Annotated in this window: 28 protein-coding genes, 4 tRNA genes and 1 riboswitch; of the genes, 25 read left to right on the top strand and 7 right to left on the bottom strand. The window is 48.4% G+C overall.

Annotation, left to right across the window (positions count from 1 at the left end; genetic code table 11):
- Positions 1-231: 231 nt before the first annotated feature.
- The 6 genes from ACO6V1_RS07870 (at position 232) to tal (ending at position 5,923) form a co-directional block, all read left to right on the top strand.
- Complete coding sequence (locus ACO6V1_RS07870; RefSeq protein WP_422447669.1) at positions 232-1,629, top strand: MATE family efflux transporter; 1,398 nt, start codon at positions 232-234, stop codon at positions 1,627-1,629.
- A gap of 116 nt (positions 1,630-1,745) precedes the next feature.
- The gene (locus ACO6V1_RS07865) at positions 1,746-2,756 is read left to right on the top strand and encodes a tryptophan--tRNA ligase (RefSeq protein ID WP_422447667.1); all 1,011 of its coding nucleotides are present in this window, start codon (positions 1,746-1,748) and stop codon (positions 2,754-2,756) included.
- A 98-nt stretch (positions 2,757-2,854) separates the two neighbouring features.
- Entirely contained in the window at positions 2,855-3,244 is a 390-nt protein-coding gene (locus tag ACO6V1_RS07860) for a hypothetical protein (protein ID WP_422447665.1), read from the top strand.
- On the top strand, positions 3,237-3,704 hold the full coding sequence (locus ACO6V1_RS07855) for a YbaN family protein (protein WP_422466421.1): 468 nt from the start codon (positions 3,237-3,239) through the stop codon (positions 3,702-3,704). Before ACO6V1_RS07860 ends, ACO6V1_RS07855 begins: the two co-directional genes overlap by 8 nt.
- A gap of 132 nt (positions 3,705-3,836) precedes the next feature.
- A complete protein-coding gene (gene rbsK, locus ACO6V1_RS07850) occupies positions 3,837-4,808 on the top strand; it encodes a ribokinase (protein WP_422466419.1) in 972 nt (323 codons plus the stop codon).
- A 137-nt stretch (positions 4,809-4,945) separates the two neighbouring features.
- A complete protein-coding gene (gene tal / locus ACO6V1_RS07845) occupies positions 4,946-5,923 on the top strand; it encodes a transaldolase (RefSeq protein ID WP_422447659.1) in 978 nt (325 codons plus the stop codon).
- Between the two features lie 106 nt (positions 5,924-6,029).
- On the opposite strand, the gene ACO6V1_RS07840 is transcribed toward tal, so the two are convergent.
- Positions 6,030-6,443, bottom strand: a complete 414-nt coding sequence (locus ACO6V1_RS07840; protein ID WP_101745420.1) for a hotdog fold thioesterase — start codon at positions 6,441-6,443, stop codon at positions 6,030-6,032.
- Between the two features lie 33 nt (positions 6,444-6,476).
- Positions 6,477-7,505 carry a YbgA family protein gene (locus tag ACO6V1_RS07835; RefSeq protein WP_422447657.1) on the bottom strand — a complete coding sequence of 343 codons (1,029 nt, stop codon included), beginning with the start codon at positions 7,503-7,505 and terminating at the stop codon, positions 6,477-6,479.
- Between the two features lie 767 nt (positions 7,506-8,272).
- Between ACO6V1_RS07835 and ACO6V1_RS07830 the strand changes: the two genes are divergently transcribed.
- The 3 genes from ACO6V1_RS07830 to thiC all read left to right on the top strand — a co-directional run bounded on the left by ACO6V1_RS07830 (position 8,273) and on the right by thiC (position 11,718).
- Positions 8,273-8,773: a GNAT family N-acetyltransferase gene (locus ACO6V1_RS07830; RefSeq protein WP_422463342.1), complete on the top strand. Its 501-nt coding sequence runs from the start codon at positions 8,273-8,275 to the stop codon at positions 8,771-8,773.
- A 96-nt stretch (positions 8,774-8,869) separates the two neighbouring features.
- The gene (locus ACO6V1_RS07825; RefSeq protein WP_422447653.1) at positions 8,870-9,544 is read left to right on the top strand and encodes a phosphohydrolase; all 675 of its coding nucleotides are present in this window, start codon (positions 8,870-8,872) and stop codon (positions 9,542-9,544) included.
- Between the two features lie 40 nt (positions 9,545-9,584).
- Positions 9,585-9,700: riboswitch (TPP riboswitch) on the top strand.
- A gap of 194 nt (positions 9,701-9,894) precedes the next feature.
- A complete protein-coding gene (gene thiC, locus ACO6V1_RS07820; protein ID WP_422466417.1) occupies positions 9,895-11,718 on the top strand; it encodes a phosphomethylpyrimidine synthase ThiC in 1,824 nt (607 codons plus the stop codon).
- Here the strand turns inward: thiC and ACO6V1_RS07815 are convergent.
- Complete coding sequence (locus ACO6V1_RS07815; RefSeq protein ID WP_422466415.1) at positions 11,685-12,755, bottom strand: pyridoxal phosphate-dependent aminotransferase; 1,071 nt, start codon at positions 12,753-12,755, stop codon at positions 11,685-11,687. The two genes, thiC and ACO6V1_RS07815, sit on opposite strands and share 34 nt — an antisense overlap.
- A 148-nt stretch (positions 12,756-12,903) precedes the next feature.
- Between ACO6V1_RS07815 and birA the strand changes: the two genes are divergently transcribed.
- From birA to ACO6V1_RS07770, 9 genes are all read left to right on the top strand, one after another.
- On the top strand, positions 12,904-13,902 hold the full coding sequence (gene birA / locus ACO6V1_RS07810; protein WP_422466413.1) for a bifunctional biotin--[acetyl-CoA-carboxylase] ligase/biotin operon repressor BirA: 999 nt from the start codon (positions 12,904-12,906) through the stop codon (positions 13,900-13,902).
- Positions 13,899-14,666: a type III pantothenate kinase gene (locus tag ACO6V1_RS07805; protein ID WP_422466411.1), complete on the top strand. Its 768-nt coding sequence runs from the start codon at positions 13,899-13,901 to the stop codon at positions 14,664-14,666. The genes birA and ACO6V1_RS07805 overlap by 4 nt, the downstream gene beginning before the upstream one ends.
- Before the next feature lies 1 nt (position 14,667).
- On the top strand, positions 14,668-15,390 hold the full coding sequence (locus ACO6V1_RS07800; protein ID WP_422447643.1) for an SPOR domain-containing protein: 723 nt from the start codon (positions 14,668-14,670) through the stop codon (positions 15,388-15,390).
- A gap of 159 nt (positions 15,391-15,549) precedes the next feature.
- Positions 15,550-15,633, top strand: a tRNA-Tyr gene (locus tag ACO6V1_RS07795).
- Positions 15,634-15,754: 121 nt separating this feature from the next.
- Positions 15,755-15,828: transfer RNA gene (locus ACO6V1_RS07790), tRNA-Gly, on the top strand.
- A gap of 34 nt (positions 15,829-15,862) precedes the next feature.
- Positions 15,863-15,938, top strand: a tRNA-Thr gene (locus ACO6V1_RS07785).
- A gap of 220 nt (positions 15,939-16,158) precedes the next feature.
- On the top strand, positions 16,159-16,389 hold the full coding sequence (locus ACO6V1_RS07780; RefSeq protein WP_422447639.1) for a type II toxin-antitoxin system Phd/YefM family antitoxin: 231 nt from the start codon (positions 16,159-16,161) through the stop codon (positions 16,387-16,389).
- Positions 16,386-16,781, top strand: a complete 396-nt coding sequence (locus ACO6V1_RS07775) for a type II toxin-antitoxin system VapC family toxin (RefSeq protein ID WP_422447637.1) — start codon at positions 16,386-16,388, stop codon at positions 16,779-16,781. The genes ACO6V1_RS07780 and ACO6V1_RS07775 overlap by 4 nt, the downstream gene beginning before the upstream one ends.
- A 92-nt stretch (positions 16,782-16,873) precedes the next feature.
- Positions 16,874-17,668, top strand: coding sequence for a CPBP family intramembrane glutamic endopeptidase (locus tag ACO6V1_RS07770; protein ID WP_422466409.1), 795 nt, complete (start codon positions 16,874-16,876; stop codon positions 17,666-17,668).
- Between the two features lie 328 nt (positions 17,669-17,996).
- On the opposite strand, the gene ACO6V1_RS07765 is transcribed toward ACO6V1_RS07770, so the two are convergent.
- Positions 17,997-18,569, bottom strand: a complete 573-nt coding sequence (locus tag ACO6V1_RS07765) for a Uma2 family endonuclease (protein WP_422463168.1) — start codon at positions 18,567-18,569, stop codon at positions 17,997-17,999.
- Between the two features lie 367 nt (positions 18,570-18,936).
- On the opposite strand from ACO6V1_RS07765, the gene ACO6V1_RS07760 reads away from it, so the two are divergent.
- Together ACO6V1_RS07760 and ACO6V1_RS07755 are read left to right on the top strand one after the other, a co-directional pair.
- The gene (locus ACO6V1_RS07760) at positions 18,937-20,826 is read left to right on the top strand and encodes a serpin family protein (protein WP_422466407.1); all 1,890 of its coding nucleotides are present in this window, start codon (positions 18,937-18,939) and stop codon (positions 20,824-20,826) included.
- Between the two features lie 90 nt (positions 20,827-20,916).
- On the top strand, positions 20,917-21,213 hold the full coding sequence (locus tag ACO6V1_RS07755) for a hypothetical protein (RefSeq protein ID WP_422466405.1): 297 nt from the start codon (positions 20,917-20,919) through the stop codon (positions 21,211-21,213).
- On the opposite strand, the gene ACO6V1_RS07750 is transcribed toward ACO6V1_RS07755, so the two are convergent.
- The 3 genes from ACO6V1_RS07750 to ACO6V1_RS07740 form a co-directional block, all read right to left on the bottom strand.
- Entirely contained in the window at positions 21,206-21,580 is a 375-nt protein-coding gene (locus tag ACO6V1_RS07750) for a hypothetical protein (RefSeq protein ID WP_422466404.1), read from the bottom strand. The two genes, ACO6V1_RS07755 and ACO6V1_RS07750, sit on opposite strands and share 8 nt — an antisense overlap.
- Positions 21,581-22,199: 619 nt before the next feature.
- On the bottom strand, positions 22,200-22,445 hold the full coding sequence (locus tag ACO6V1_RS07745) for a hypothetical protein (protein ID WP_422466402.1): 246 nt from the start codon (positions 22,443-22,445) through the stop codon (positions 22,200-22,202).
- Positions 22,429-22,866 carry a hypothetical protein gene (locus ACO6V1_RS07740; RefSeq protein ID WP_422447623.1) on the bottom strand — a complete coding sequence of 146 codons (438 nt, stop codon included), beginning with the start codon at positions 22,864-22,866 and terminating at the stop codon, positions 22,429-22,431. The genes ACO6V1_RS07745 and ACO6V1_RS07740 overlap by 17 nt, the downstream gene beginning before the upstream one ends.
- 43 nt (positions 22,867-22,909) lie before the next feature.
- Between ACO6V1_RS07740 and ACO6V1_RS07735 the strand changes: the two genes are divergently transcribed.
- The 5 genes from ACO6V1_RS07735 (at position 22,910) to rplA (ending at position 25,404) form a co-directional block, all read left to right on the top strand.
- A tRNA-Trp gene (locus tag ACO6V1_RS07735) sits at positions 22,910-22,985 on the top strand.
- Between the two features lie 89 nt (positions 22,986-23,074).
- Positions 23,075-23,443 carry a preprotein translocase subunit SecE gene (gene secE, locus ACO6V1_RS07730; RefSeq protein WP_257284943.1) on the top strand — a complete coding sequence of 123 codons (369 nt, stop codon included), beginning with the start codon at positions 23,075-23,077 and terminating at the stop codon, positions 23,441-23,443.
- A 12-nt stretch (positions 23,444-23,455) separates the two neighbouring features.
- Positions 23,456-23,989 carry a transcription termination/antitermination protein NusG gene (gene nusG / locus ACO6V1_RS07725; protein ID WP_422447621.1) on the top strand — a complete coding sequence of 178 codons (534 nt, stop codon included), beginning with the start codon at positions 23,456-23,458 and terminating at the stop codon, positions 23,987-23,989.
- A gap of 285 nt (positions 23,990-24,274) precedes the next feature.
- Positions 24,275-24,709, top strand: coding sequence for a 50S ribosomal protein L11 (gene rplK, locus ACO6V1_RS07720; RefSeq protein ID WP_020581778.1), 435 nt, complete (start codon positions 24,275-24,277; stop codon positions 24,707-24,709).
- Positions 24,709-25,404 (top strand): 50S ribosomal protein L1, encoded by a 696-nt coding sequence (gene rplA, locus ACO6V1_RS07715; protein ID WP_422447618.1) that lies wholly within the window; start codon positions 24,709-24,711, stop codon positions 25,402-25,404. The genes rplK and rplA overlap by 1 nt, the downstream gene beginning before the upstream one ends.
- Positions 25,405-25,619 lie beyond the last annotated feature (215 nt).

The raw sequence follows: 25,619 nt of genomic DNA, 5'->3' as shown, positions 1-25,619 counted from the left end.
GCAGTCGTGCTTCGTTACAACTCCGGTCACATAGCTACGGCTATGCTCCCTCCGTTGTGCCTCACATAGCACCTGCCCAAGTAGCCAGAAATATATGATTCCATATGGTCAGCTACTTAAGTTTAGTATTATTTCGAAATATCCAATCCAGTCATTTTTTGATTCATTAATAGAATATATAATTCTTCTCCCCGGCTCTGTCTGCCGTGGGTTTCTATTCTGTGAGCAACAATGAGCAACAATCTTTCAGCTTTTGCCCGCTATCGCGGCGAACTTGGTGAATTAATGTATTTGGCCGGGCCTATCATGGGGGCCCAACTGGCAACCACCGGTATGACATTTGTCGACACCAGTATGGCCGGGCAATATTCAGCCCTGGATCTGGCCTCTATTGCCATTGGCTCCAGTACCTGGGTGCCGGTCTACCTGTTAATCCGTGGCATATTAATGGCCATTACGCCCACGGTTGCCCATCTGTACGGTGCAGGTCAAACCGGAGAGATTGCTGGTCAGGTGCGTCAGGGGTTATGGATTGCCCTGCTGATGAGCCTGTTGGCCCTGGGTTTTATTTACCAATCCGATGTCGTATTGCAATGGTTGCAGGTTGGGCCTGCGATGGCGGGTAAAACGCTGGAGTATCTGAAAGCGCTGGCCTGGGGTATTCCGGCGATTTGTTTGTTCCAGGCGCTTAACTGCTACTGCGAAGGAATGGGTAAAACCAAGCCCGGCATGGTGTTCAGTTTTATTGCCCTGGCTCTGAATATTCCGCTGAACTATGTACTGATTTATGGCAAGTTCGGGTTCCCGGAGCTGGGCGGCGTTGGCTGTGGTTATGCAACAGCCGTTTGCTTCTGGGCCATGTTCCTGATGATGGCGGCATACACGATGCTGGCTCAGCAACATCGTAAAATTGGCCTGTTTGACCAGTGGGACTGGCCTGGTCTGAGCATTATTTCCGGCCTGCTAACGCTGGGTGTGCCTATCGGTCTGGCCATTTTCTTTGAAGCCAGTATCTTTTCGGTGGTGGCTCTGCTGATCGGGAAATTAGGTGCCATCGTGGTAGCAGGGCATCAGATTGCCCTTAATTTTACTTCACTGACCTTTATGGTGCCGTTGAGTCTTTCCATGGGGCTGACCATTCGTGTCGGGCAGGCACTGGGTGCCGGTAAAACTGCGCAGGCCGCCTACTCCAGCTATGCGGGTATTGTCACGACGCTGGTCAGTGCCACCCTCAGTGCTGCCGTGATGTTGTTTCTGCCAGGGGTGGTGACCTCAATCTATACACAGAACACAGAGGTGGCCATTCTGGCTGCTCAGCTGCTGGTTTATGCGGCACTGTTCCAATACGCTGATGGTATTCAGATTGCGGCTATTGGTGCGCTTCGTGGCTATAAAGATACCCGGGTTCCCATGGCGATGATTCTGTTTGCCTGTTGGGGCGTAGCGTTACCTGTGGGCTATATTCTCGGGCTGACCGACTGGATTGTGGCACCAATGGGGCCTCATGGCTTATGGATTGGTCTGGTGAGTGCATTGACCATGAGTGCCATCCTTTTGACCTTGCGTCTGCGTGCCATTATTGGTCGGCATCGGGTGTCTGCTGCTAAAAACATGTCTATGTCACCATGAGAATCAGGTGTCTATTGTGAGAGAGGGCGGCGCTCTTTTATAATGCTGCCCTTTTCTAACCTTCTTTCTGGTCTGCGCGTCAGGCCAGGTTAAATCGTCGCTGTGCGAGTGAACTCATGAGTAAAACGAAAGTACTGACAGGTATTACAACTACTGGAACACCACACCTGGGTAACTACGTAGGGGCTATCAAGCCTGCCATTGAGGAAAGCTGGCGTGACGATATTGCTTCATACTACTTTCTGGCGGACTATCATGCCCTGATCAAAGGCCGTGACCCCAGGCGAATCCACCAGTCTACCCTGGAGATTGCCGCTACCTGGCTGGCACTGGGTCTGGATACGGACCGTGTCACCTTCTACCGTCAGTCAGACATCCCGGAAATTGCCGAGCTGAACTGGATTCTGGGCTGCATGACCGGCAAAGGCCTGATGAACCGCGCCCATGCTTATAAGGCAGCGGTTCAGGCTAATGAAGAAGCCGGAGAGCAGGACCCGGACAAGGGCGTGACCATGGGGCTGTTCTGCTATCCGGTGCTGATGGCGGCGGATATTCTTATGTTCAATGCCCATAAGGTGCCGGTGGGGCGTGATCAGGTCCAGCATATTGAGATGGCCCGGGATATTGCCGGTCGTATGAATCATCATTACCAGACCCGGTTCGTTTTGCCGGAAGCGGTGGTGGGTGAAACCACGGCTGTGCTGAATGGTCTTGATGGTCGTAAAATGAGCAAAAGCTACGATAATACCATCCCGCTTTTTGTCCCTGAAAAGAAGCTGCTGAAGCTGGTTCGCAAGATCAAAACCAACTCACTGGAGCCGGGTGAGCCGAAAGACCCGGATACCTGCACACTTTTCCAGATCTACTCGGCATTTGCCGATGCCACTCAGATTGAGGTAAAACGTCAGCAATACGCCGATGGTGCTGGCTGGGGCGATCTGAAAAATGAGTTGTTTGAATTTCTGAATGCTCACTTGCAAGCTCCCCGGGAACGTTACAATGCGCTGATTGAAGATCCTGCATTTATCGAAAAAGAGCTGCTGAAAGGGGCTGAAAAGGCCCGGGCCGAAGCTGCTTCTGTGCTGACGCCTATTCGTCAAGCCGTAGGCCTCAAGCCGCTGGCATAATATTCTGCAGTCGTGTTAACGTTTGGCTTTCCTTTGGGAAAGCCATTCTTAATAATAAAAGTAATAATGACAGGCACCATCGCTCGACTGGAAATCCCATGAACATATCAAAGCTATTTGCCATTGTGCTGAGTGCGCTTTTACTATCGGCCTGTAGTTATGTGGACGGTGTTCTCAGAGAAAAGATTCAGCCCAAGATAGAGTTTGACTTGACCCGCCTGGATGCCGATGGCCTTTATGGCCCAGCGGGTGGCAAGCGATCCCTGAGCTATGAGTTCTGTATTCCAGCCAATGTGAATACCGCACGGCAGGTGATGTACATTGACCCAACCGCAATTGTCTACGAAGAATCCCCCGGACGTTTACAATGTGATCAGCAGCAGTATCTGGTGGTGGGTGATACTCATCAGCCCAATTTTCTGGTGACTCTGGAAAACCTGGCTGAACTGCCCTATGTCACCAAAATTCAAGAGGCATTTTTTGAGTAAAGCGTACCCGCAGAATCGACTTTCGATAACCATGAACTCAAGAGATAAAACCTCGCCCCTCCAATCCCCCGGTATTCTAATCCGCAACTCGGTACTCCGGTACGCCTTTAAAGCCTGCGCCCTGCTCTGTGTTGCACTGGGTTGTATCGGCATTTTCCTGCCACTACTACCCACCACCCCCTTTCTATTATTAGCCGTTTTTTTCAGCCTGCGTTCATCTCCAACCATTCACGCCCGGCTCTTGAACCACCCAACACTGGACCCCCCACTACGCCAATATCTTAATCAACGCAGCATTTCCACCAGAGTATATATCCGCGCAGTCATTTTCCTCTGGCTAACCATAAGCCTCTCCATTTGGCTACTCACCCTGCCATGGCTCAAATACCTGCTACTGACCATAGCCATCACCGTAACGCTATACCTGACAAAATTAAAAAGAAGGGAAAAACGCCCCTGAAGACCTACCCTAAAACCAACTACCAACTGCCCACTGCCCACTACCAATTCGATTCCAACAAAACCCCTAACCCAAAACAACATTTGCATTACACTTGATTAAGTTGTCAGCCTGATTTTCACCGGTGGTGATATGAGTAAGCAGATTCTCGTGCTAGGCAGTATTAATGTTGACCATGTTCTGAGGGTTGATTGTTTTCCCAAACTAGGCCAGACCATCACCGCTTCATCTTACGACATTATGGCAGGGGGCAAAGGTGCTAATCAGGCGGTAGCCTGTGCCCGCCTTGGCGGCAATACACTTATGATGGCAGCGATCGGGCAGGATGATCCGGGGCGGGAAATAGTACAGCAACTGAGTGCTGAAGGTATTGATACATCCGCAATTACTGAAATAGTGGATGCCCAAACAGGGGTGGCCCTGATGTTCGTGAATGCCAAAGGCGAAAATATGGTTGGCATCTCTGCTGGCGCTAATGGCTGCCTGAGTGAAGAGTATATTGAGCAGAAACATAGTTTGATCGCTGGTGCAGATTATCTGCTCTTGCAGCAGGGGATTCCTGAATCTGTCATGCGACAGGCTGCTCATATTGCCGGGGGAAGCCATACTAAAGTTGTCTTGAGCCCCGCATCTGTCAAACCGTGTTCCGGGGATGACTTACCGACTGTGGATTTGATTACGCCTGATCAGACGGAGGCAGACCTTCTTACCGGTATTAAAGTGCTGGATGAAACGTCGGCAACCCAGGCTGCTACCCTATTGCATGAGAAAGGTATTACTGACGTAGTGATCACCATGGGGCAGTATGGGGCCTATGCATCATCAATGACTTCAGGCCATCCTGAAGGGCTGATGGTTCCCGGGTTTCCGGTTAAGGCGGTTGATACAACGGCGGCTGACGATACATTTAACGGTGCACTGCTGGTGGCCCTGGCGGAAGGAAAATCGCTTGGGGAAGCAGTTTTCTTTGCCAATGCCAGTGCTGGCCTTTCGGTCATGAGTGCTGGTTCTCAGTCGTCTATTCCCTATCGGTTTGAGGTTGAGGAATTTATTCAGTGCGATCAGGAAATTGCCGATGCTGCGGCAACCCCGGATACCTCATGATGCTGGTATTTCTTTGATATAAAAGGTGAATACGGATACCCTCGTTGATTAAAGACGAAAACATTGATGGTAAACTTTTAAAGCGCTTATCAGGCTCCATGCACCCAGCTGTTTGCTTGGCTGGAAGAAGGTACAGTATGCAAAATCAGCTCGACCAATTAAAAAAAATGACCAAGGTTGTGGCCGATACCGGTGATATCGAAGCCATTCGTCGCTACCAGCCGGTTGATGCGACGACCAATCCTTCACTGATTTTAAAAGCCGCGCAGCTACCGGCGTATAAAAAGCTGGTTGATGAAGCCATTGCCTTTGGGCGCAACCATTCTACAGAAAAAGCGGTCAGTGCCCGTTATGCCTGTGACTGGTTGACGGTCGGTATTGGCAAAGAGATTCAGCAGGTAGTGCCGGGCTTTGTGTCAACGGAAGTGGATGCACGACTGTCGTTTAATACGGACGCGACGATTCAAAAGGCCAGACAGCTGATTGATCTCTATAAAGAGCAGGGCGCTGACAGTGAGCGGGTGCTGATCAAAATAGCGTCTACCTGGGAAGGTATCAAAGCGGCGGAGGTTCTGGAAAAAGAAGGTTTTCGTTGTAATCTGACCTTGCTGTTCAGTTTTGCCCAGGCTCAAGCCTGTGCCGAAGCCGGTGCTTATTTGATCTCCCCGTTTGTTGGCCGGATTCTCGACTGGTACAAAAAAGCAGAAGGCCGGAATTTTACTGCTTCACAAGACCCTGGCGTTCAGTCGGTCACCCGTATCTACAACTACTTCAAACAACATGGCTACAACACCGTGGTGATGGGAGCCAGCTTCCGAAATACCGGTGAGATTACTGAGTTAGCCGGTTGTGACTGCCTGACGATTGGTCCGGACCTTCTCGATCAGCTGGAATCATCCGAGCAACTGCTTGAACAAAAGTTGTTTGCCGACTCGCCAGTGTGTAGTGATGAAAAAGTGGTTCTGGATGAGGCTGCATTTCGCTGGGCGATGAACGACGATGCCATGGCAACGGAAAAGCTGGCTGAGGGTATCAGAAAGTTTGCTGAAGATCAGATTAAGCTGGAAAAGCAATTGCTTGATGCACTTCGGGAGGATGTTGTAAAAGCCAAATGAATTTTGCACCACAGAGACACAATGGCACAAAGAAGTCTTTTGCTGACTATGCGCAGCTCCCAGAAAAACTTTGTGTCTCTGTGCCTTTATGGTTCCTTCTTATTGATTATATTTTCTTGGTTGCCATGGTAATACGGGATATACAGGTGGGCCTGCCCTGGTCATCCTCAATCTTGATTTCCCACACCTGGGTACTGCGGCCGATATGAATGGGGCGGGTTGTGCCGGTCACTTTTCCGGACGTGGCTGACCGAAGATGATTGGCGTTGATTTCCAAGCCTACACAGTAGGCTCCGTCTTCACAGCACAGGTTGGCGGCAATACTGCCCAGTGTTTCAGCGAGAACCACCGAGGCACCACCATGCAGCAGTCCCATGGGCTGAATGGTTCTGCGGTCAACTGGCATGGTGCCCCGGAGAAAGTCGTCTCCTACTTCGGTAATCTCAATACCCAAATGGTCACACATGTTTTCCTTGAATGCTGCGGTTTCAGTACTGTAAGGCCTTTTCCAGATGGACATCTTTTTTCCTTTTTCTTTTATTGGCACTGCTCATCAGATCCGGTTGCGCAAGCCCAGCTGATCCGGGTGAGGTGTCAGGTAGGTTTGTCGTTGAATATATACACTACCATGATTGTCTATGAAATGCCGTAGCATGGTCATCGGGGCAATAAGGGGGATCATTTCCTGACGGTACTCTTCAATCAGCGTCAGCAGCTGCTTTCTCTCTTTGCCATCGACGCTCTTTTTCACATATCCGAGGATATGCATCATGGCATTGGTGTGAGATTTTCGATTGGCCCGTCGTTTCAGGGCGCTCATAAAGCTGCGCAGGTACTCCTCCAGCAGTTCATGCAGATTCGCTTTGCTGCCTTTGGCCACGATTTGGCCAAGTAACTCATACCCCTGGGGATAATGGGCCATGATCATGTACTTGTGAGTAGAATGAAAGTCGACCAGGGCGGCATAAGATGGCTCTGCCATCACGGTTTTCTGCCAACGGTCATAGGCGTAAACCCGGGTGAAAAAATTTTCACAGAGTATCGGGTCGTGCAGCCTGCCTTCTTCTTCTATTGGCAGCAGCGGGTTGCTCTCCATAAATGCCCTGGCATAGGCTCCGGGTGAACTTTCGCCCAGCGGGTGGCCATTTTCATGGTACACCTTGACCCTTGCCATGCCACAGCTGGGGGACTTCTGCATCAGAATATAGCCGCAAATGTGTGATAGCTGATCAGACATATCATGACCATACTGCGTCAGAGCATCCGTTACATCCAGACTGGAATTTTCAGTGCCGACTACCCGGATTTGCAACTGTTTATCGGGTGCAGACGATGAACTTTGGCCGGTAGTTTGTGATGCTTCAGCCAGTTGGCCGACCAGCCGGATGGGCTCTCTGGGGGTTCCCAGCCCGATAGCCATCTCAGGACAGACCGGCTCAAAGTGGAAGAATTTATCCAGCGTGTTGACACAAAAAGACGAGCGTTTGTGCCCACCGTTATAGCGCACTTTATGGCCCAAAAGGCAGGAGCTGATGCCCAGTGTGATCTGTTTTTCAGGCTCAGGTATGGAAACGATAGCCACTTGTTATTCTCCACTTTACATTCGAAATACACGCCCTGGTTAATATCGCCAGTTACTGGCAGTTCCTTTGCCTGTCAGCGGTTGAAAACAGGTATAACTCTACATTGCTGTTAAGGCAAGAGTGATGTGCCTATAACTCTTTCTATCATCTAACTGCCTGTGCAGTAAGGCTTTTTTAATGGATTGCAGTGTCTCATTGGCGAGTCGGTTTTGCCGGTATACAGCACAGATTTTTCCTGCATAAGACGACATTATTATCACAGTCGTACAGGAATTAACCCGACCCGGATCATTCCGAAAGGCCCTGCCCCGAAATTGCAAAACATCACCAGCAGGATATTAACGGTATTGGAATGCCTGATTTGAGGTGGGCATAGGCTGCTTTCGATAGCGGAGGCATGGAGCCCGGATTTAGCCATCCGTTTCCGGTTTATAGAATCAGGGAACTTTTGACAATCTGCGCACACTAATATAGGGAAAGAAGTTGCACAGCCTGTGAAATCAACATCTGCTCGTAAAAGGTTGCAGTTTCAGGCTCTCTTCGCTTTTGCCTGATCATCAGGTGGTCTGGGTTCAGGTTTTGCCTGATGATCTATTGGCATTCTCTGGTCTGACGAAGGCAGTTGTTTTTCTTGATATTAGTATCAATAAATCAGTCAGTTGTATTCATCGGGTCATCTGATTAATGAGAACTTTCAGATCATCTAACTGTCCAAATGGCGGAGTAATTATTTTGTTGGAGCAAAGTTTCTGGAGACTATTTTACCGTGCTGATTGTTACTGATACGCCCCGTCTGATACTTCGTACCTGGCAGTTACAGGATGTCGATGCGTACTCCGCCTTACTGGGCGAAACACCTCCCGGTGCCTCAGATGCCATGGCCACAGAGCCCGCAAGCCTTGCAGAAACCGAGTTGTGGCGCTACCAGGCGGAACTGGATAAATGGGGGTGGTCGCGCTGGGCGGTGGTATTCAAAGAGAATAACCAGCTAATTGGCTATTGTGGCTTTTCTCCCTATGGCAAGCATATTGAGATGAGCTGGCGCTTTTTACCCGCTTACCGCGGACAGGGGCTGGTGCTGGAAGCTGTTGAGGCAGTGACTCAATTCGGCTTTAACCAGCTGGGTATGGAAGAGATTATTTCTTATACAACCCCCACTAATGAGTTTGCCCAGGGCGTTATGCAACAACTGGGGATGACACTTGATCGCTTTGAGGGGTGGAGTACCTGTACGGTTGCCCGTTACCGCATACAGTCACCGATATAAATCATGCGCTGAAAATATTCCGCAGCCACAGTACAATCACTTTAAATAATTTCATTCATTTAAATTTATCCCTCCACTTACAGTCTTTTTGAACTCATGAGCAATAGCAGCAGCGACACCCTGAGTACCTGGGAGCAGAAAATTATCGTCTGGCTACAATCCATGCACCACGACCATGATGACCACTCCCATGACTTTTCCCATTTTCAGCGGGTCTGGAAAACGGCGCAGCAGATCATGGATCTGGAGCAGGTGTCTGTGAATCCACTGGTGGTTCTCGCTGCCTGCTACTTTCACGATATTGTGGTGTTGCCAAAAGATCATCCTGAGAGGTCCAGGGCCTCTTCGCTGGCTGCCATAAAGACCAGAACCTGCCTTGAGGATATGGGGTTTCCTGCTGAGTTGATTGATAACGTCTGTCACTCGGTGGCCAGTCACAGCTATTCTGCGGGCATTGCGCCCGAAACCATTGAAGCCAAAGTGGTTCAGGATGCTGATCGGATGGAGGCTCTGGGAGCTATCGGGCTGGCCCGGGTTTTTTATACATCGGGCCTGCTGCGGCGAAAAATGTTCGACCCCGAAGACCCACTGGCTGAGCACCGGGCCCTTGATGATCGTGAATACGCGCTGGATCATTTCCAGGTGAAGTTGCTGAAGCTGTCTGACACCATGCAGACGTCCGCCGGACGCAGAATGGCAGAGCGGAATTCGGATTACCTCAGGGAATATATGGGCAAGTTGCTTAAAGAGCTGGAAGGGGATTATTCCTGACCCGGTACTACTTTTTCAGTGAGGGTGCCTTTATAATCTTCCCATCTTGTCGGAGTGCGAAAGCTGAGATCGCTGCATTTTATCGGATATATGTGCAGCAAATTCGTTGAACCTGCTCAGGGTAATACCTGCGAAGGGAACAAGAGAAGAGAGTACCGGGTTGCTATCTGGTGGATGGCTGATCACGCTTTTGGCCAATCATGCCTTTAATATCTCAAAGCATTGTTTTGCTTTAAATCAAGCAGCTTCTTGCTAACCTTGACGAGTCAAGCTAGCAAAAACCGTCTATTCCTTTTCTCTGGCCTGAGACACCGGCAAGCCATACCAATAACAATAGATAAGGGATATTCATGGTCGGTAACTCTCAACTTCAGGGTATTCAGATGCGTGCTCCAATTGCTGACAGTCAGTCACTTCTGGTAGAAGCCTGTCGTTCATTTCCTGCTTCACGGAAAATTTACCTTCCCGGCAGCCGCCATGATATTCGTGTGGGCCTGCGGGAAATAACCATTGGGCAGAGACACGGAGAGTACAGTAAGTTATCCACTGAATCTGCCGTTCGGGTGTACGACACATCCGGTCCTTATACTGATCCGGAATACTGCCTGGATCTGCTTAAGGGCCTGCCGCCTATCCGTTCAGAATGGATACGGGCACGAGAAGACTCAGAAGAGTTGAGTGCCCAGTCTTCAACCTATGCATTGCAACGAAAACAGGATATTCAGGTTGAGCCGGTGCGCTTTCAGTCATCTGCCCCCGTCAGATGTGCCCTGTCTGGAAGAAATGTGACTCAGCTCCATTATGCCAGGCAGGGAATAATCACACCGGAGATGGAATATATCGCCATCAGGGAAAACATGGGAAGGCCTGAAGCAAAGATAACCCCCGAATTTGTTCGTCAGGAGGTGGCATCCGGTCGTGCGGTTATACCCGCGAATATTAACCATCCCGAAGCTGAGCCAATGATTATCGGCCGTAACTTTCTGGTGAAGGTCAATGCCAATATTGGTAATTCACCGGTGACGTCTACCATAGAGGAAGAAGTTGAAAAACTGCTCTGGGCAACCCGCTGGGGGGCCGATACGGTGATGGATCTTTCCACCGGTAAACATATCCATGAGACCCGGGAGTGGATTATCAGAAACTCACCGGTACCGATTGGCACCGTGCCTATTTATCAAACACTGGAGAAAGTAAACGGCAAGGTAGCGGATCTTAATTGGGAGGTGATGAAGGACACCTTGATTGAGCAGGCAGAGCAGGGGGTAGATTATTTCACCATTCATGCCGGAACGCTGAGAGACCATGTGAAACTGACCACTGATCGGGTGACCGGTATTGTTTCCAGGGGCGGTGGGATTCTCGGGCAGTGGTGTGAAATGCATGACAGCGAAAACTTCCTCTATGAACACTTTGATGAGATCTGCGAGATATGCAAGGCATACGACATTACGCTTTCATTAGGGGATGGGCTGCGCCCGGGATCGGTGGCTGATGCCAACGATGCGGCACAGTTTGCCGAACTGAAAACGTTGGGTGAACTGACAAAGAAAGCCTGGGCACATGATGTGCAGGTGATGATTGAAGGCCCCGGGCATATACCGATGCACCTGATTCAGGAAAATATGGATAAACAGCTGGAGTATTGCCACGAGGCACCCTTTTACACGCTGGGTCCACTGACGACGGATATCGCCCCCGGCTATGACCATATTACTTCCGGGATCGGTGCAGCGATGATTGGCTGGTTTGGTTGTGCAATGCTCTGTTATGTGACACCAAAAGAGCACCTTGGCCTGCCCAATCGTGAGGATGTGAAACAGGGATTGATCGCCTACAAAATTGCTGCCCATGCGGCAGATGTCGCCAAAGGTCATCCGGGGGCACAACTAAGGGATGATGCGCTGTCCCGTGCCCGTTTTGAGTTCCGCTGGGAGGACCAGTTTAACCTGGCCCTGGATCCGGATACCGCAAAAGCCTACCACGACGAAACCCTCCCTCAGGACAGCGCCAAGGATGCGGGTTTCTGTTCCATGTGCGGACCAAACTTCTGCCCAATGCGCATGACGCATGATGTGCGGGAGTTGGAAGAGCCTTCAGCCAATAAAGAGCCCTTAGCCAGTAAAGCGCCCTTAGCCAGTCAAGCGGCTCCGGCAATGGAAAGCCCCTCCTGAATCCTCTCGATCAGCTGCCGGGTCTGGGCAATATCACCCAGTGTTATTCTCAGACCCTTTCGCCCAGTCTGGTCAGACTTTGGGCGAACAAGGATGCCATGGCTGCGCAGGTGCAGCTCAATGACCTCAGGATTATCCGGAAATGCCCAGATGAAATTGGCCGCACTGGGCCAATAGGGAATGGCCTGTTGATCAAGGAAATGCTCAAACAAGGGCTTGGATGACTCCATAACTTCCCTGACGTACTGACGGGTATACTCCGGATGGTCCAGGGCGGCATTGATGGCCACAGCGGCAAACTGGTTAACATCATAAGGGCCACGGATATTCAGCAGCGCCCGGATGTTGTCAGGGTGGCTGATCACGTAGCCCAGGCGAATGGAAGGCAGACCCCAGGTTTTAGAGAAGGTGCGTGTGACCAGAATATTCGGGTATGCCATAACCGCATCCGCCACGGTGGCCTGAGAGTATTCAAAGTAGCATTCATCAACCAGCAGGGCGGTATTGGGTGCGGACCTGGCAATGGTCAGAATATCTTCACGCTGGATTTGCGTGCCGCTGGGGTTGTTCGGGTTGGCGATGACAATCAGCCGGGTTTTTGCGGTGATGGCGTCCAATACTGCGTTAACCGGGAAGCCGGTTTGCCGCGTATAGTCTGGCTCAATAATGTTCAGCTTTTCAATATTGGCGCACTGGCGGTACATCGCGAAGGTTGGGCCGGGGATGATGATGTCATCACCTTCTGTGCAGGCCGCACGGATAATAATATCAATGCCCTGGTCAGAACCATTAGTGATCATGACCTGGGGTTCATCGACGTTTGCGTAGTCAGCGATTTTCCGTGTCAGGTCGCCATAGGATGGGTACACCTGCAGACGATCCTCATTGATATAGTCAATCAGTGCCTGTTTGACATGCTCACTGACGGGCAGCGTTCTCTCATTAAAGTCCAACAGCAGATTATGATGAGGGTCTCTGCCTTCAAGTGGCGGAGAATAGGCGCTCATCCGGGTGATGTGGGACTTGAAAATGCTCATCGGCGGTTTCCCTGATCCATCTGTTTTTGTTGGAGAAAGTGCAGTATAGAGCAGAGTTCCCGGGAGAAGCTATCAGGCATTGGGTCCGCTTAACGCTCTGGCCTGATATAATATTCAGTTTCCTGACAGGTATGTGGATTTCCTATAAATGGAAAAGGTATTAGAACTTCTGGCTGATGGCGGTTTCCACTCCGGTGAAGCGCTGGGCAAGGCGTTGGGGATCAGTCGCGCTGCGATCTGGAAAAAGCTGAAAATGCTGGAAACGCTCGGCCTGCAAATTGATTCAGTCAAAGGCCGGGGGTACCGGCTGCACCCGGGAGTTGAGTTGCTGGATAGTGAACGTATTCTCAATGCCCTGGCCCCATCCGCCAGAGAGTCGGTGGCTGTCCACACCTGTTTGAAAACAGCATCCACCAATGATCTGGTCAGAGAGATTCCTGTTGCCAGCCCGTTAATAAAAGGGGTGTGTCTGGCAGAATATCAGACCAGCGGTCGTGGTCGCCGGGGCAGAGCCTGGGATAACCCCTTTGGTTCGACCATCAGCATGTCTGTACGTTGGTTTTACAGTGCTGGTATGGCATCCTTGGAAGGGCTGAGCCTGGCGGTCGGTCTGGCTGTACTGAAAGCGCTTGAACGCAGCGGTGGCGGTGATCTCAAACTGAAGTGGCCTAATGATCTGCTGTGGAACTCCCCCGACGGTTTTCGCAAGCTGAGTGGCATCCTGCTGGAAGTGCACGGAGACCCCACCGGAGACTGCGAGGTGATCGTCGGTATTGGTGTCAATATTGCCCTGAGCCAGCAACAGATCAACAGTATCAGCCAGCCCGCAGTGGATATGCAGCGGGTGTGTGGTACCACAGTGAGCCGAAACCAGGTAGCCAGTGAGTTGATCAACGAGTTGTGCCGTACCCTGGATATTTTCAGTCAGCAGGGCTTCAGCCATTTCAAAGACCAGTGGGAGCGCTATGATGCTTTTGCCGGGCAGGAGGTTGTCCTGGACGCTTCCGGTAAAACGGTGTCTGGCCTAGCTTCCGGGGTGAATGGTCATGGTGGACTGTTATTGCAGACCCGTGAAGGTATGATGACTTTCAATGGCGGTGAAGTTTCATTAAAGGCCGCGACACCCACAAAGAGCAAGTCATCATGAGAATTCTGGAACTGGATGCAGGCAATAGCCGATTAAAATGGCGGCTACTGAATAGCGGCCATATCATCTCCCATGGCTTTCTTGCCAACAGCGAAGACTGGCAATACGAACTGCCAAAGCTGCTGGATCAAATTGGGCCGGTCGATTCGGCCAGGGCGGCCATTGTCTCCGGTGATGAGCGTTTTGCGCAGTTGAGCGCTGCGGTTAATCAGCACTTTAATGTATCGCTGTTAAAGGCCGAGGTTAAAGAGCAGTGCCGGGGCGTGAAGGCTGCCTATCCTGGTCTGGGCGTTGATCGCTGGCTGGCTATGCTGGCGGCCCATCATCTGGACAGGGCAGAGAATAAAGAACCCTGCAATAAAATGGTGGTGAGTTGTGGTACTGCCATTACCATTGATTTGTTGAGTGCCGGCGGGAACCACCTGGGCGGCTATATTGTACCGGGTGTCGGCCTGATGAAGAGCATGCTGCACACCAGGACAGCACAACTTCCCATGGTAGCAGCCGAAACGTCAACGATAATGCCCGGAACAAGCACTGCCGGGTGCATTAATAACGGTATTCTGGCCATGGCCGTAGCCATGATTAATACACAACAGGCGCAGTATAAAACGGCTTGTGGCAAAGACTGCCTGGTTTATCTCACCGGAGGCGACGCTACCTTGATTCATCCGTATCTGGGTGAGTGTTACCATCATCCCGCGTTGGTGATGGATGGTCTGGCGCTTGCTTTCGAACAGGAGGGGAGTAACTCCGTTATATAAAATGCGTTTGACAGTAATTTTTCTTGTGTTTGCCAATATCAGTTACTTTGCCTGGGGCTCATGGCAGGAGTCCAGGGTGGGTTACTGGCTGCCTGAGAGTGATAGTGCCTATACCGAAGCCGCAGGTGAGCGACTGGTTCTGTTGACTGAGACGGAAGATTATCTTCAGTCTCTGCGAAATGAGACTGAAGTTCAGCCAACGTTGGAAACCTCGCTGTATTCCGGTGATACCGTCCAGGAATGTCTGATCGTCGGGCCTTTGGCCAATGTGATCGAGGTGGATGAGTTGCAGCAGCGCCTGTTTGCCGTAGGTGTTAGCAGCAAAGAGCGTGCAGACGAAAGCAGTCAGCAGCAGGATTACTGGGTTCATATACCGCCACTGGCCAGCAGGGATGCGGCAATACGGCTGTTAAGGGAACTTCAGGCCCAGAGAATCGACAGCTTTGTGATTACCCAGGGCGAACTGACCAATGGGATCTCGTTGGGGCTTTTTTCCCGCAGTGAATTTGCAAAAGCCGTAAGTCGTCGCTTAATGGATGCGGGCTATGAGGTCGCGATCAAGTCCCTGCCCAGAGTTCCTGAGCAATGGTGGCTTGAGATGGATGCCGCAGTAGAAGAAAAGCTGAGTACGTCATTCTGGGATGAGGCTACTGACCAGTTTCCTGAATTGAAAACCTTAAGAACGGCCTGCAAGAAGAATGATGCACTGAAAAAAGTGATGTAAAAGCATTGCAACGGACCAAGAGTTTCTCTAGTATACGCCTCGCTGCTCAGGGAGACAGTTAGCCAGGACGACAAACGGAGGTGACCAATTAACATGGTTGCTGAAGAGGAAAAGCCGGGTTGACAAAGAAAACTTCCTGAATAAAATAGCGCAGCATCTGGTGGGGTTCCCGAGTGGCCAAAGGGATCAGACTGTAAATCTGACGCGAAAGCTTCGCTGGTTCGAATCCAGCCCCCACCACCAGATTTCACTTCCTTGTGTTAAGTAAATCGAAAAACTGATTCTTGATGCTTGGAGACTGCTGGCTTCTCTTGTATTCTTTGTTGGATGTATTGAAGCTTCTGCATAAATAAGGTTTGTTTGTGCGGGTATAGTTCAATGGTAGAACCTCAGCCTTCCAAGCTGATGATGCGGGTTCGATTCCCGCTACCCGCTCCAGATTGCATCTCTTTCGTTCTTTTTTGAGATTCATGCTCTTATAGCTCAGTCGGTAGAGCGCATCCTTGGTAAGGATGAGGTCACCGGTTCAATTCCGGTTAAGAGCTCCATATAACCTATGTAATTCGCTTGCGAGCCAAGTATTACAAGTTGGCAGTTGACAGTAGCCAGTTGGCAGAAAAAGCGTTCACTGCCCACTGCCCACTGCCCACTGCCCACTGCCCACTGCCCACTGCCCACTGCCCACTGCCCACTGCCCACTGCCTCTTGCAGAAGCACTCCGGCTGAACTAGCTTGAGAAGTACAAAGATTTTGTACAAGGAATAAAGAGTGGAACAGGTCAATATCAGCGAACTGAGAGCTAACCTGCTTGATTACCTGAAAAAAGCCCAACAAGGCCAACCCTTTATCGTGACTTCTAATGGTCAAACACTGGCGACCATCTGCGCCCCCGATGCGTTAAAGAAGTATTCAAGAAAAACCCTGAAGGAAGTGGGTAAAAATGCCATTGCCAACGATATTATCGATCCATTGGATGAACCCTGGGAAAACCGGCAATGATTTTATTGGATACCTGTGCCTTTATCTGGGATGCCCTGCAACACGACAAACTCAGCAAACAGGCAAAGCAAATCATCCAACAGGGTGATCGCAAAGGCCAGCTGATGATTTGCGATATCACCCTCTGGGAAGTAGCCATGCTGATAAAACGTAGACGGCTGCAACTGGAATTGAGCGCCGAGAGTTTTTGCCAATTGGCATTACAGGCAAGAGCAATCGACGTTATCCCTATTAACCCAATCATTGCAGAGCTCTCCGTGAACCTGGACAGCAGTATTAATAATGATCCGGCGGACCGTTTGATTGCCGCCACCGCGATTCATCTCGGTGCAACACTTGTTACTGCAGATCGTAATTTGAGAGAGAGCCCGTTGGTGACAAGCGTTTGGTAATACCTGCTACCGTCAATAGTTTTAACCCGAATTGAGGAAAAACTATTTTTAATGGTCTAACCTCCTGATCTAAACGCATAGGGTGGTTATTTATGGGCGTTATATCGTCAAATTTATCGCCTTTTATATCTTCATTGGCACCAGCGGTAAATTCATCCATTAAAGCTTTTGCTGGCAATCGATCCATAGAAGTATTACAAGATCAAGTTAAAAAAATTTTCTTGGGGACGGGTATGAGGCTAACATACACCCTTGTGCAGTTATTATTAGCAAGGCCTTTATTAATGGTGGAGAAAAAGTTAACAGGACGAACAGATTTTAACCCCTATGAAGAAGGTTTTATAGAAAAATTGTCTACAAAGGAAATATTCAAAAATGCCTTCATTGAAGAGGCATTATTCAGGGTTATTTGCCCACAACTTATAAAATCAAACCTACCTTTTGGCGCAGGGTATATCCCGGAGATCATTAGTGCTTTTCTATTTGGAATTGCACATCTTTGCACTGCAAAACCATCTTTCACCCATATATTTATTGAAGCTATAGCAGGTTTTAAATATAACAATATATATAAAAACCATGGATTATTATCAGCAGCTATTGCCCATACAGCTCACAATCTCAGTGTGATTAAACTTCACTGTTTTACAGAAAACGAGGATAGATTAGAACAAATGAAACTAACCTTGAATAGAAACGAAACAAGATTAAAACAAATGAAGGTAAAATTAAATAATCGTAAGCATGCTGCAAAACAAACCAAAAGCAATAGCAATTCAATTAAATCTGAAAACTGTCTAAAACTAAGAAGTGGCAGAGTGATCAAGCGATCCAATCTGGCAGGTGTCAACTCCATGAAAGCCCCAGCGTCGTATATTGGAAAATAATAAATCATGCAATGAGATGGTTTCGCCATGGAGTGTTAATATTTCTTCAGCTTGACGACAGAAGTTCGGAGGGGGTAATTCGGTCAAAGTAGCATAGGAGGGCTCAACTACGGGCTGTATGTTATCCTTGTTTTTTGTTTGTTTGCGCGTGATGGGTAAATGCGTGCCATTACCGGACGACTCATGAGCAATAAAATCAACAGTTTCATCGACAACCTGCTGTTGAGTGTCTTTATGCAACGGATTAATAAAAGCAACTGAAGTGATGATGGCTGAAAAAAATTAAAAGCGGATCAGTGGTCTTTATCTGCCCACTGATGACTACCACTTAAAGAACCCCCACCACATCTTCATAAAGCTCCCGAAGCGTAACTGAAAACCCGATGGAATGGAGCAGCAAGGTATCGGTCTCCTGCTGCAGGCGGATGATCTCCCAGCCGCTGTCGGTACTCTGGTAGAGATCTACGGCAATCTTATCCTGATGGATCAATACATACTCCTTCAACCCCTTGATGGCGGTGTAGGCTGCAAGCTTTTCCATCCGGTCTCTTGCCTCGGTGGTGGGGGATAGCACTTCGGCAATCACGGTTGGCTGATCTTCAACATAGGCGTTCTGGTCAGAATCGTTACAGGCCACCATCACATCCGGATAATAAAAAACATCATTCCCTTTATGGCTGGCATTCACTTTCATATCACTGGAGTAAGCTCTGCAGGGGCTGCCCTGCAGGTGAGCACGCAGCAGGGAGGCAAACGCCAGGGTAAGCAGATTGTGCCTGCGGCTGGCACCCGCCATGGCGATGATCAGCCCGTTAACGTACTCATGCCGCTGGTCTGCCTGCTGTTCAAACGCCAGATAGGCTTCCGGTGTCATAAATTGTAACTGCTCGGCCTGAGCCATTCGCTTCTTCCCGTTCTGTTTATGATCCTTACAGAATAATACACATCAGGGAGTAGTTGGCAGTTTTCAGAAAAAGAAAGTGGGCAGAAAAGGAGGTAGAGTTGAGTTTCGGCGGCCCATGACCTGAAACCAGAGCACGAATAGTTGGTAATTACCGACGACTTATTGCTCACGACAAACATCAGGATGCCGAGCAATCGTCGGAAAAGTGATTAAACTAGTCTTGTTAGCGCTGTAGATTTTAGCGCCATTGGAGTAAATAAAGATGGAATCTTCTCAGTGGTGGAAGGAGACCTCAATAGCGAACTGATAAAAAATTACTTGCCTTGCGGATGTTATTAACATTAACAGAATCAGGAGTAGCAAAATGTTCAACTCAGTCGGCTTACCCCCAATACCAACTGTTCCTACACGTGCATCGATTGAAACAACAACCTGCAACCAGCAAGAATACCAGGATCGAGCTAAAAAAATAGTTAGCGCATGTATTCGTGATCTGGCGTTTGAAATATTAAAACCTGCAGGTCAGTCCAGCACTGCTTTGTCCGATTCAAGCCTGGCCGCGTCACTGGGTATGTTACTGGCAACCATGGATAACAACGATAAGGAAATGATCCTCGACATACCTCAAGGAGAACTGACACCACATCTTGATTCGGCAATCCATAATGAACTGGGGCGTTTCAGCAGAAAGCATCCTTTCCGAAAGGACCAGATGCTTTCTATATTGAACTTCATGGCATCCGCATATAATCCGGGCCACGAAAAGGGTTTTGTTGATAACCTCACTGAGCACTATAAAGCAGAGCTGCTAACCTCTGATGGCAATAAAAACATAGCTGATGTGACGGATCAATACGTCGAACAAGTTACCGGGGGTGAAATCCCTGGATTGCTGGCAAATCATCCCCTTCGGGATTCGATTGACACCACCATAAACAATGTCGTGTCACTCAAGGCAAAATGGGCTCATGCGTTTAATGCAAGTAACACTAAGTCTCGTCCATTCAGGTGTGCAGACGGGTCCATAATTAACGTCAAAATGATGAGTATAAAGGATCAGATAGGTTACTCTGATGAGCGTAGCCGAAAATTTGAAGCCATTGCCAAACCATTCAGGCAAGGAGAGAATGAGCTTTACCTGGTGGCGATAGCACCGCGTCAAGATTCACCTGATGCCATTGGCAGTATTACTAAAGAGACCATTGATTATCTGATTGACAAATCAATTAACCGCACACCCAGAGAAGTTAAACTGACGTTCCCCGTAATGAAAATAAACAGTACGAACAGCGATCTGTTGGATCAGATTGGTTCTTTCCGGGGTATAAAAATAACTCCGGACAAATTAAAGAAATTAGGCGGACCGACACCTGACTCTCTCAGTACAAAACAAACAATCGTGGCCAAAATAGATGAGGAAGGTGCCCGTGTTTCAGTTGCTACTACGACAGCAATAACCACCAGGTCCGTGGGCTCCGAGAGCAATGCTATTGAATTTGATTTTGATAGCCCCGGGCTGGTTTTTATTGTCGATAAGCAAGGCAATCGTGTGGTTGCAGCAGCGGTTAAAAATGGTGATTTTCTGGTTGCTTCGGGCGAAGCAGAAATTTCTGATGGTGCCAGCTCGAATAGCTTTTCTCATAAAAAGAAAAGAAAGAAACTTACCGATTACTGCATTATGTGTAAAGAGGAGTTTCATGGTATGTGCTTCGAAGGATTTGAAGTGTTGAAACCACAGTTGATAAAATATTTTAAAGAACTGGCAGCGGAGAAAAATAAAAATCCAGTTAAAAAAGATTCTTCCCCATCCACCCAGTCTTTTGTAACTGCCCCAAATTTGGTTGGAAATATGACAGAGACATATCCACAGCCTATTAAAACCAATAAAGAGCTTCCAGGAAATGACTTTTTACCACCAAATGTTGAGCAGTCACAGTCTTTTGACAAGCTGACAAAAGAAGAAAAAGAGAGTCAATTACTAATGGCCTTACAAGAAAAACTCAACGATATTCCTATCAAAGAAATCATATGGGGTGATGTCGGTGTCGATATTATGGTTAACAACCTGGAAGAAGCAGAAAAAATTAAAGAAAAATTAATTGAAATTATTGGAAAAGAACATCAATATTGTGGAGGTGTTCATGACTTTTCCAATTCTGGTTACAAACCCAGAATCTATGTAGACGCAATGTTTAAGTCAAGAGATATCCTGGTAAATAAGCTATTTCCTGACTACCCAAAAACACCGGAATAGTTCAACCCGTTTGGCAATAACTGAATAGACTGATGACACGGATATTGTCTATACTGGTCGATCACTTATATGAGTTAGTGGAGAGATTCAATGTATAATTCCGGTTTATCTACAAACTTAACCCCAGCTAAAGAACAGTACATAGTTTCAGATGATATGGGAGAAAAATATATTTTAAAGTATGAAGAGGTTAGTTCAGGGGATGGTGGTTCCAGGCAATCAATTTGGTCCAAGTGCTCTTTTCCTGATGGTCATTTGATTACTAAGTTTGGAGATGATTCTGCATTTTATTTACATCGTTTAGAGTTCATTGGAACACCAGTTGGAAAAAGGGATAGTGTTACACTTACCATAATAAAAAATATATTTAACGATGAACTTATTTGAAAATTGTTTCGATTGCTACCGTGGTTATTTTATTCATGATGCAAGATGAAGCCGAGTAATAAATCAAGCCGTCCTTTGCGCCATCAAAAAAACCTTTTGTAATATATGAAGTATCACAATCAGGGGATAGATATACGGTTATACCTGCACCAAGCAGTGACATTATACCGGGCACTATGCATACAAGCCTCTTATCAAGAGTTCTAAGCCATTGCTCCTCATTTGGAAGGAGGCCTAAAAGTAACAGGCTAGTCCCTAACTTGACCTCTTCATAAATGGCTTGATTTTCATTAGAAATATTTTCATTAATCAGCTTGGTAAGTCCGGAAATAGCATGCTGACCCCCATAATAAACTTGAATATCCATTGTCATAGCAAAAAAATCGACTAACAGTAGTAATAATTTTTCAGGCCAAATGTAACACTCTGGATGACCCTATCTGGACCATCAGTTTTTAGTCGGACAACTTGACCTATAGATGCTTTCATTTTTTACCATCCGCAGGGAAATACAGAATTGGTAATCTTTGGACAACTGAATGTTACTGTAGTTCCGATATAAAAAATCACTTAAATTGAAACTTTAGTACTTAAATACTCTTTGTGACGTCCCCACCCTGCCGGACGAGGGTTCCTGATCGCTCAAGAATGTTTATAATTCCTTGCGATAGCCGGAGTATTTTAGGGAAAATGTCGGTAATAAATAATAAAAGCGAAGCTGGAAAAAATTGCTCCCTGATGTCGGCTTTTTAATTTATTTAAACCTGACCGGGTTTTCGTGTCATACAAGTCTTAAGTCGAGCTGGTTATTACTGCCATCATCTATTACAAGTGAGCTTTGAGCAGATTGCCAGAAAATCAGGGGCACTTACTAATCATCAACAAGAGGATTCATCCCACGGGTAAACAGCTCAGCCTGACTCTGTCGCATATCATCGACATTACGGGCAACCACGGTGCAATTATGGACTAAACCCGTCACTGCATTAATCCATCAATAGCCGGTATTGGGGGGGTACCTGTTCGGCTTCGGTTTGAATTGAGCCCCATTTAAGGGCCGAACTTATGTCCACTGGCAGGATTCGATGCCTGAATCTGTCTTTCAGGTCAAATTCCAGCCAGTTGCGTAATTTCTCTACGCCGGGCAGGATCTTGATTTTTTTTGACCCCTTTTCAATCTCTCCCAGTATCAATACACTCAGGTAAAGACTCTGTTCATCTACATTTCCCAACCAATCTATCAACGTCAAGACGCAATAAAAGTTGGCGGTGGGCAGAAAATAAAGTTGCTTTCGCTTTTTCTTTATCTGTCCACTGCCAACTTTTCTTTCCTCTATTCTTGCTTTTTTCTTTCGATTGCTGTTTTATATGCGGCGGTTCGAGGCCCTTGAGCTTGTCACTGGTGATTTGTCGTTTATTTTGTGGTTGCATGGTTTGTGTGTGTCCACAGGCGGCATGAGTGGGAAGGTTGAAGGGGCTTGAAAAGACCGGCTGATGTGATAAGATACTGAAACGAAAGGGGTTTTTATCTTTTCTTCCCTTTCGGGTGTTTGTTGAAATGTTTTGTTTTTGAGAGATGCGTGTCTCTTTTCTCGGGTACTGATTGGTTTTTGTGCTCGATAAGTCGAAAGGCTTTTCAGGTCGGTTAATCATGATTATAATTCACCGGCACTGCAATCCAGAGTGATAGCGATTTAGGCCAGTAGTTCAATTGGTAGAGCACCGGTCTCCAAAACCGGGGGTTGGGGGTTCGATTCCCTCCTGGCCTGCCATTTCCAATGATCAAGCTCCTGGGGTGCTTGTTCTCAGAGGTCTTTTTAAAGATCTTTTCAAGAAAGCCTGGATAGAGAAAATCAAGCTGATGAGTGGAAATTCTGAAATTGCGACTTCGGGTCGTCTGGATGGTCTCAAATGGGGCCTTGTGGCGGTTCTGGTCGCTGTTGGTGTTTACGGTAATTATTACTTCTCTGCTGAGTCGCTCCTTCTCAGGGTTGTCGGTTTGCTGGTGATTGCGGCGGTTGCCGGGTTTGTTGCTCTGCAGACGATAAAGGGTGGTGCCTTCTGGACGTTGCTGAAGGATGCCAAAACCGAGATTCGCAAGGTTGTCTGGCCTACTCGTCAGGAGACGGTGCAAACTACTCTGGTGGTGGTTGCCGTCGTGTTAGTGATGGGCCTTATTTTGTGGGGGCTCGATTCTCTGCTAGGCTGGATGATCAGCAGCCTGATTTGATAGGGACAGGACATGGCGAAACGATGGTATGTGGTTCATGCCTACTCTGGATACGAGAAGCAGGTGTTGCGCTCTTTGAATGAGCGTATCAAGCGTCTTGCTATGGAAGAGTATTTTGGCGAAATTCTGGTGCCTACCGAGGAAGTGGTAGAGATTAAAAACGGCCAGAAGCGCAAGAGCGAAAGAAAATTCTTTCCGGGCTATGTGTTAGTCCAGATGGAAATGAACGAAGACTCGTGGCATCTGATTAAAGATACGCCACGGGTGATGGGCTTTATCGGTGGTACGGCCGACAAGCCTGCGCCGATCACTGAAAAAGAAGCGGATGCGATTCTTCGTCGTGTGCACGAAGGTGCTGAGGCTCCAAGGCCCAAGACTCTGTTTGAGCCGGGTGAGATGGTTCGTGTTATTGAAGGTCCTTTTGCCGACTTTAACGGTGTGGTGGAAGGTGTTAACTACGAGAAGAGTCGTCTCCAGGTGGCGGTAATGATCTTTGGTCGCTCAACGCCGGTCGAGCTTGAGTTTGGCCAGGTTGAAAAAGTGTAAGCTGATCAAATTGATCCCATAACCCCGTTTGCCAGTTCAGGCCGCGGGGTTTTGTGTTTTTGGGGGTTGGGCTTGCATCCTCCCTTATTATTCGGGCTGAAAACGATAATTGTGTAAATTGCAATTATCTTACGTGTTTTTGCGCTGGTGCTTTCGGGATGATTTCTGTAAACTACCGCGCTTTGTAGACGGGTAGCCGTGGAATTTGATGTTTTTTCGGGATTTCTTGTTAAGGAGCCCGGGATAGAGCGTCAAATGAGGCAGTGACCCACGTAGAGGTTAACAATGGCCAAGAAAGTACAAGCTTATATTAAGCTTCAAGTGCCTGCTGGACAGGCAAACCCATCCCCACCTGTTGGTCCTGCTCTGGGTCAGCACGGTGTTAACATCATGGAATTCTGTAAGGCGTTCAACGCAAGCACCCAGAAAATGGATGCTGGCATGCCGATTCCTGTTGTTATTACTGTATACAGCGATCGCAGTTTCACTTTCGAAACCAAGACTCCGCCTGCTTCTGTTCTGCTGATGAAAACTCTGAAGCTGAAGAAGGGTTCTGGCCGTCCAAATACCGAGAAAGTCGGTACAGTGACTCGCGAGCAACTGCTTGAAGTTGCCAAGATCAAAGAGCCTGATCTGACAGCTGCTGACGAAGACGCAGCGGTACGTACCATTGCTGGTTCAGCTCGTTCCATGGGTCTGATCGTGGAGGGTGTTGAGTAATGGCTAAGATGTCAAAGCGTGCCAAGCTGATTGCTGAAAAGATCGACTCTACCAAGTCTTACGGCTTTGAAGAAGCCGCCAGCCTGCTGAAAGAGATCTCCAGCGTCAAGTTCAAGGAAACGATCGAAGTTTCTGTCAACCTGGGTGTGGATCCTCGTAAATCTGACCAGGTAGTTCGTGGTTCTACCGTACTGCCTAACGGTACCGGTAAAGACGTCCGTGTTGCTGTGTTCACCCAGGGTGCTAACGCTGAAGCCGCTAAAGAAGCAGGTGCTGAAGTGGTTGGTATGGAAGACCTGGCTGAGCAGGTTAAAGCGGGTCAGATGGACTTCGACGTAGTGATCGCCTCTCCTGATGCGATGCGCGTTGTTGGTCAGCTGGGTCAGATTCTCGGTCCACGCGGCCTGATGCCTAACCCTAAGGTTGGTACTGTAACACCTAACGTTGCTGAAGCGGTTAAGAACGCTAAGGCTGGTCAGGTTCGTTTCCGTACTGACAAGAACGGTATCATCCACGCTGGCGTTGGTAAGATCGACTTCGAAGCGGCTGCCCTGAAGCAGAACGTTGAAGCTCTGCTGGTTGATCTGAAGAAGCTGAAGCCTTCTTCCAGCAAAGGCGTTTACATGAAGAAAGTTACCCTGTCCTCTACCATGGGTCCGGGTCTGACTATCGACATGTCTTCTCTGTCTGCGTAAGCGATAGAAAGAATTGCTGAAATCTGGATTGTCAGATTTCTGGCTGGTGCAAGCCAGCCGCAACCCTCTTTGGGGTCCCTGCTTTCGTGGCGGGGGTCGTCAAAGATCGCAGGTGTCCAATGCCGTGCCTGTTCAGTCAGGGGCCTTTCTTCGGAAAGGGTTATAGGTGGAGGGCTTAATGTCCTGCGTAGACGGTGAGTATGCGTTTTATCCAA

The sequence above is a fragment of the Endozoicomonas sp. ALC013 genome (genome assembly GCF_049310205.1).
In the GTDB taxonomy this organism is placed as follows: Bacteria; Pseudomonadota; Gammaproteobacteria; order Pseudomonadales; family Endozoicomonadaceae; genus Endozoicomonas.
This window is presented reverse-complemented; position numbering and strand designations above follow the sequence as displayed.

Excerpts from the sequence above, each read along its gene's own strand:
- nusG (WP_422447621.1), top strand. The coding sequence starts at position 23,456 with ATGGCGAAACGATGGTATGTGGTTCATGCCTACTCTGGATACGAGAAG.
- ACO6V1_RS07805 (WP_422466411.1), top strand. The coding sequence starts at position 13,899 with ATGAGAATTCTGGAACTGGATGCAGGCAATAGCCGATTAAAATGGCGG.
- thiC (WP_422466417.1), top strand. The coding sequence starts at position 9,895 with ATGGTCGGTAACTCTCAACTTCAGGGTATTCAGATGCGTGCTCCAATT.
- ACO6V1_RS07870 (WP_422447669.1), top strand. The coding sequence starts at position 232 with ATGAGCAACAATCTTTCAGCTTTTGCCCGCTATCGCGGCGAACTTGGT.
- ACO6V1_RS07840 (WP_101745420.1), bottom strand. The coding sequence starts at position 6,443 with ATGTCCATCTGGAAAAGGCCTTACAGTACTGAAACCGCAGCATTCAAG.
- tal (WP_422447659.1), top strand. The coding sequence starts at position 4,946 with ATGCAAAATCAGCTCGACCAATTAAAAAAAATGACCAAGGTTGTGGCC.
- ACO6V1_RS07865 (WP_422447667.1), top strand. The coding sequence starts at position 1,746 with ATGAGTAAAACGAAAGTACTGACAGGTATTACAACTACTGGAACACCA.
- birA (WP_422466413.1), top strand. The coding sequence starts at position 12,904 with ATGGAAAAGGTATTAGAACTTCTGGCTGATGGCGGTTTCCACTCCGGT.
- rplK (WP_020581778.1), top strand. The coding sequence starts at position 24,275 with ATGGCCAAGAAAGTACAAGCTTATATTAAGCTTCAAGTGCCTGCTGGA.
- ACO6V1_RS07760 (WP_422466407.1), top strand. The coding sequence starts at position 18,937 with ATGTTCAACTCAGTCGGCTTACCCCCAATACCAACTGTTCCTACACGT.
- ACO6V1_RS07775 (WP_422447637.1), top strand. The coding sequence starts at position 16,386 with ATGATTTTATTGGATACCTGTGCCTTTATCTGGGATGCCCTGCAACAC.
- rbsK (WP_422466419.1), top strand. The coding sequence starts at position 3,837 with ATGAGTAAGCAGATTCTCGTGCTAGGCAGTATTAATGTTGACCATGTT.
- ACO6V1_RS07750 (WP_422466404.1), bottom strand. The coding sequence starts at position 21,580 with ATGGATATTCAAGTTTATTATGGGGGTCAGCATGCTATTTCCGGACTT.
- ACO6V1_RS07800 (WP_422447643.1), top strand. The coding sequence starts at position 14,668 with ATGCGTTTGACAGTAATTTTTCTTGTGTTTGCCAATATCAGTTACTTT.
- ACO6V1_RS07755 (WP_422466405.1), top strand. The coding sequence starts at position 20,917 with ATGTATAATTCCGGTTTATCTACAAACTTAACCCCAGCTAAAGAACAG.
- ACO6V1_RS07815 (WP_422466415.1), bottom strand. The coding sequence starts at position 12,755 with ATGAGCATTTTCAAGTCCCACATCACCCGGATGAGCGCCTATTCTCCG.
- secE (WP_257284943.1), top strand. The coding sequence starts at position 23,075 with ATGAGTGGAAATTCTGAAATTGCGACTTCGGGTCGTCTGGATGGTCTC.
- ACO6V1_RS07825 (WP_422447653.1), top strand. The coding sequence starts at position 8,870 with ATGAGCAATAGCAGCAGCGACACCCTGAGTACCTGGGAGCAGAAAATT.
- rplA (WP_422447618.1), top strand. The coding sequence starts at position 24,709 with ATGGCTAAGATGTCAAAGCGTGCCAAGCTGATTGCTGAAAAGATCGAC.
- ACO6V1_RS07740 (WP_422447623.1), bottom strand. The coding sequence starts at position 22,866 with ATGATTAACCGACCTGAAAAGCCTTTCGACTTATCGAGCACAAAAACC.
- ACO6V1_RS07770 (WP_422466409.1), top strand. The coding sequence starts at position 16,874 with ATGGGCGTTATATCGTCAAATTTATCGCCTTTTATATCTTCATTGGCA.
- ACO6V1_RS07765 (WP_422463168.1), bottom strand. The coding sequence starts at position 18,569 with ATGGCTCAGGCCGAGCAGTTACAATTTATGACACCGGAAGCCTATCTG.
- ACO6V1_RS07860 (WP_422447665.1), top strand. The coding sequence starts at position 2,855 with ATGAACATATCAAAGCTATTTGCCATTGTGCTGAGTGCGCTTTTACTA.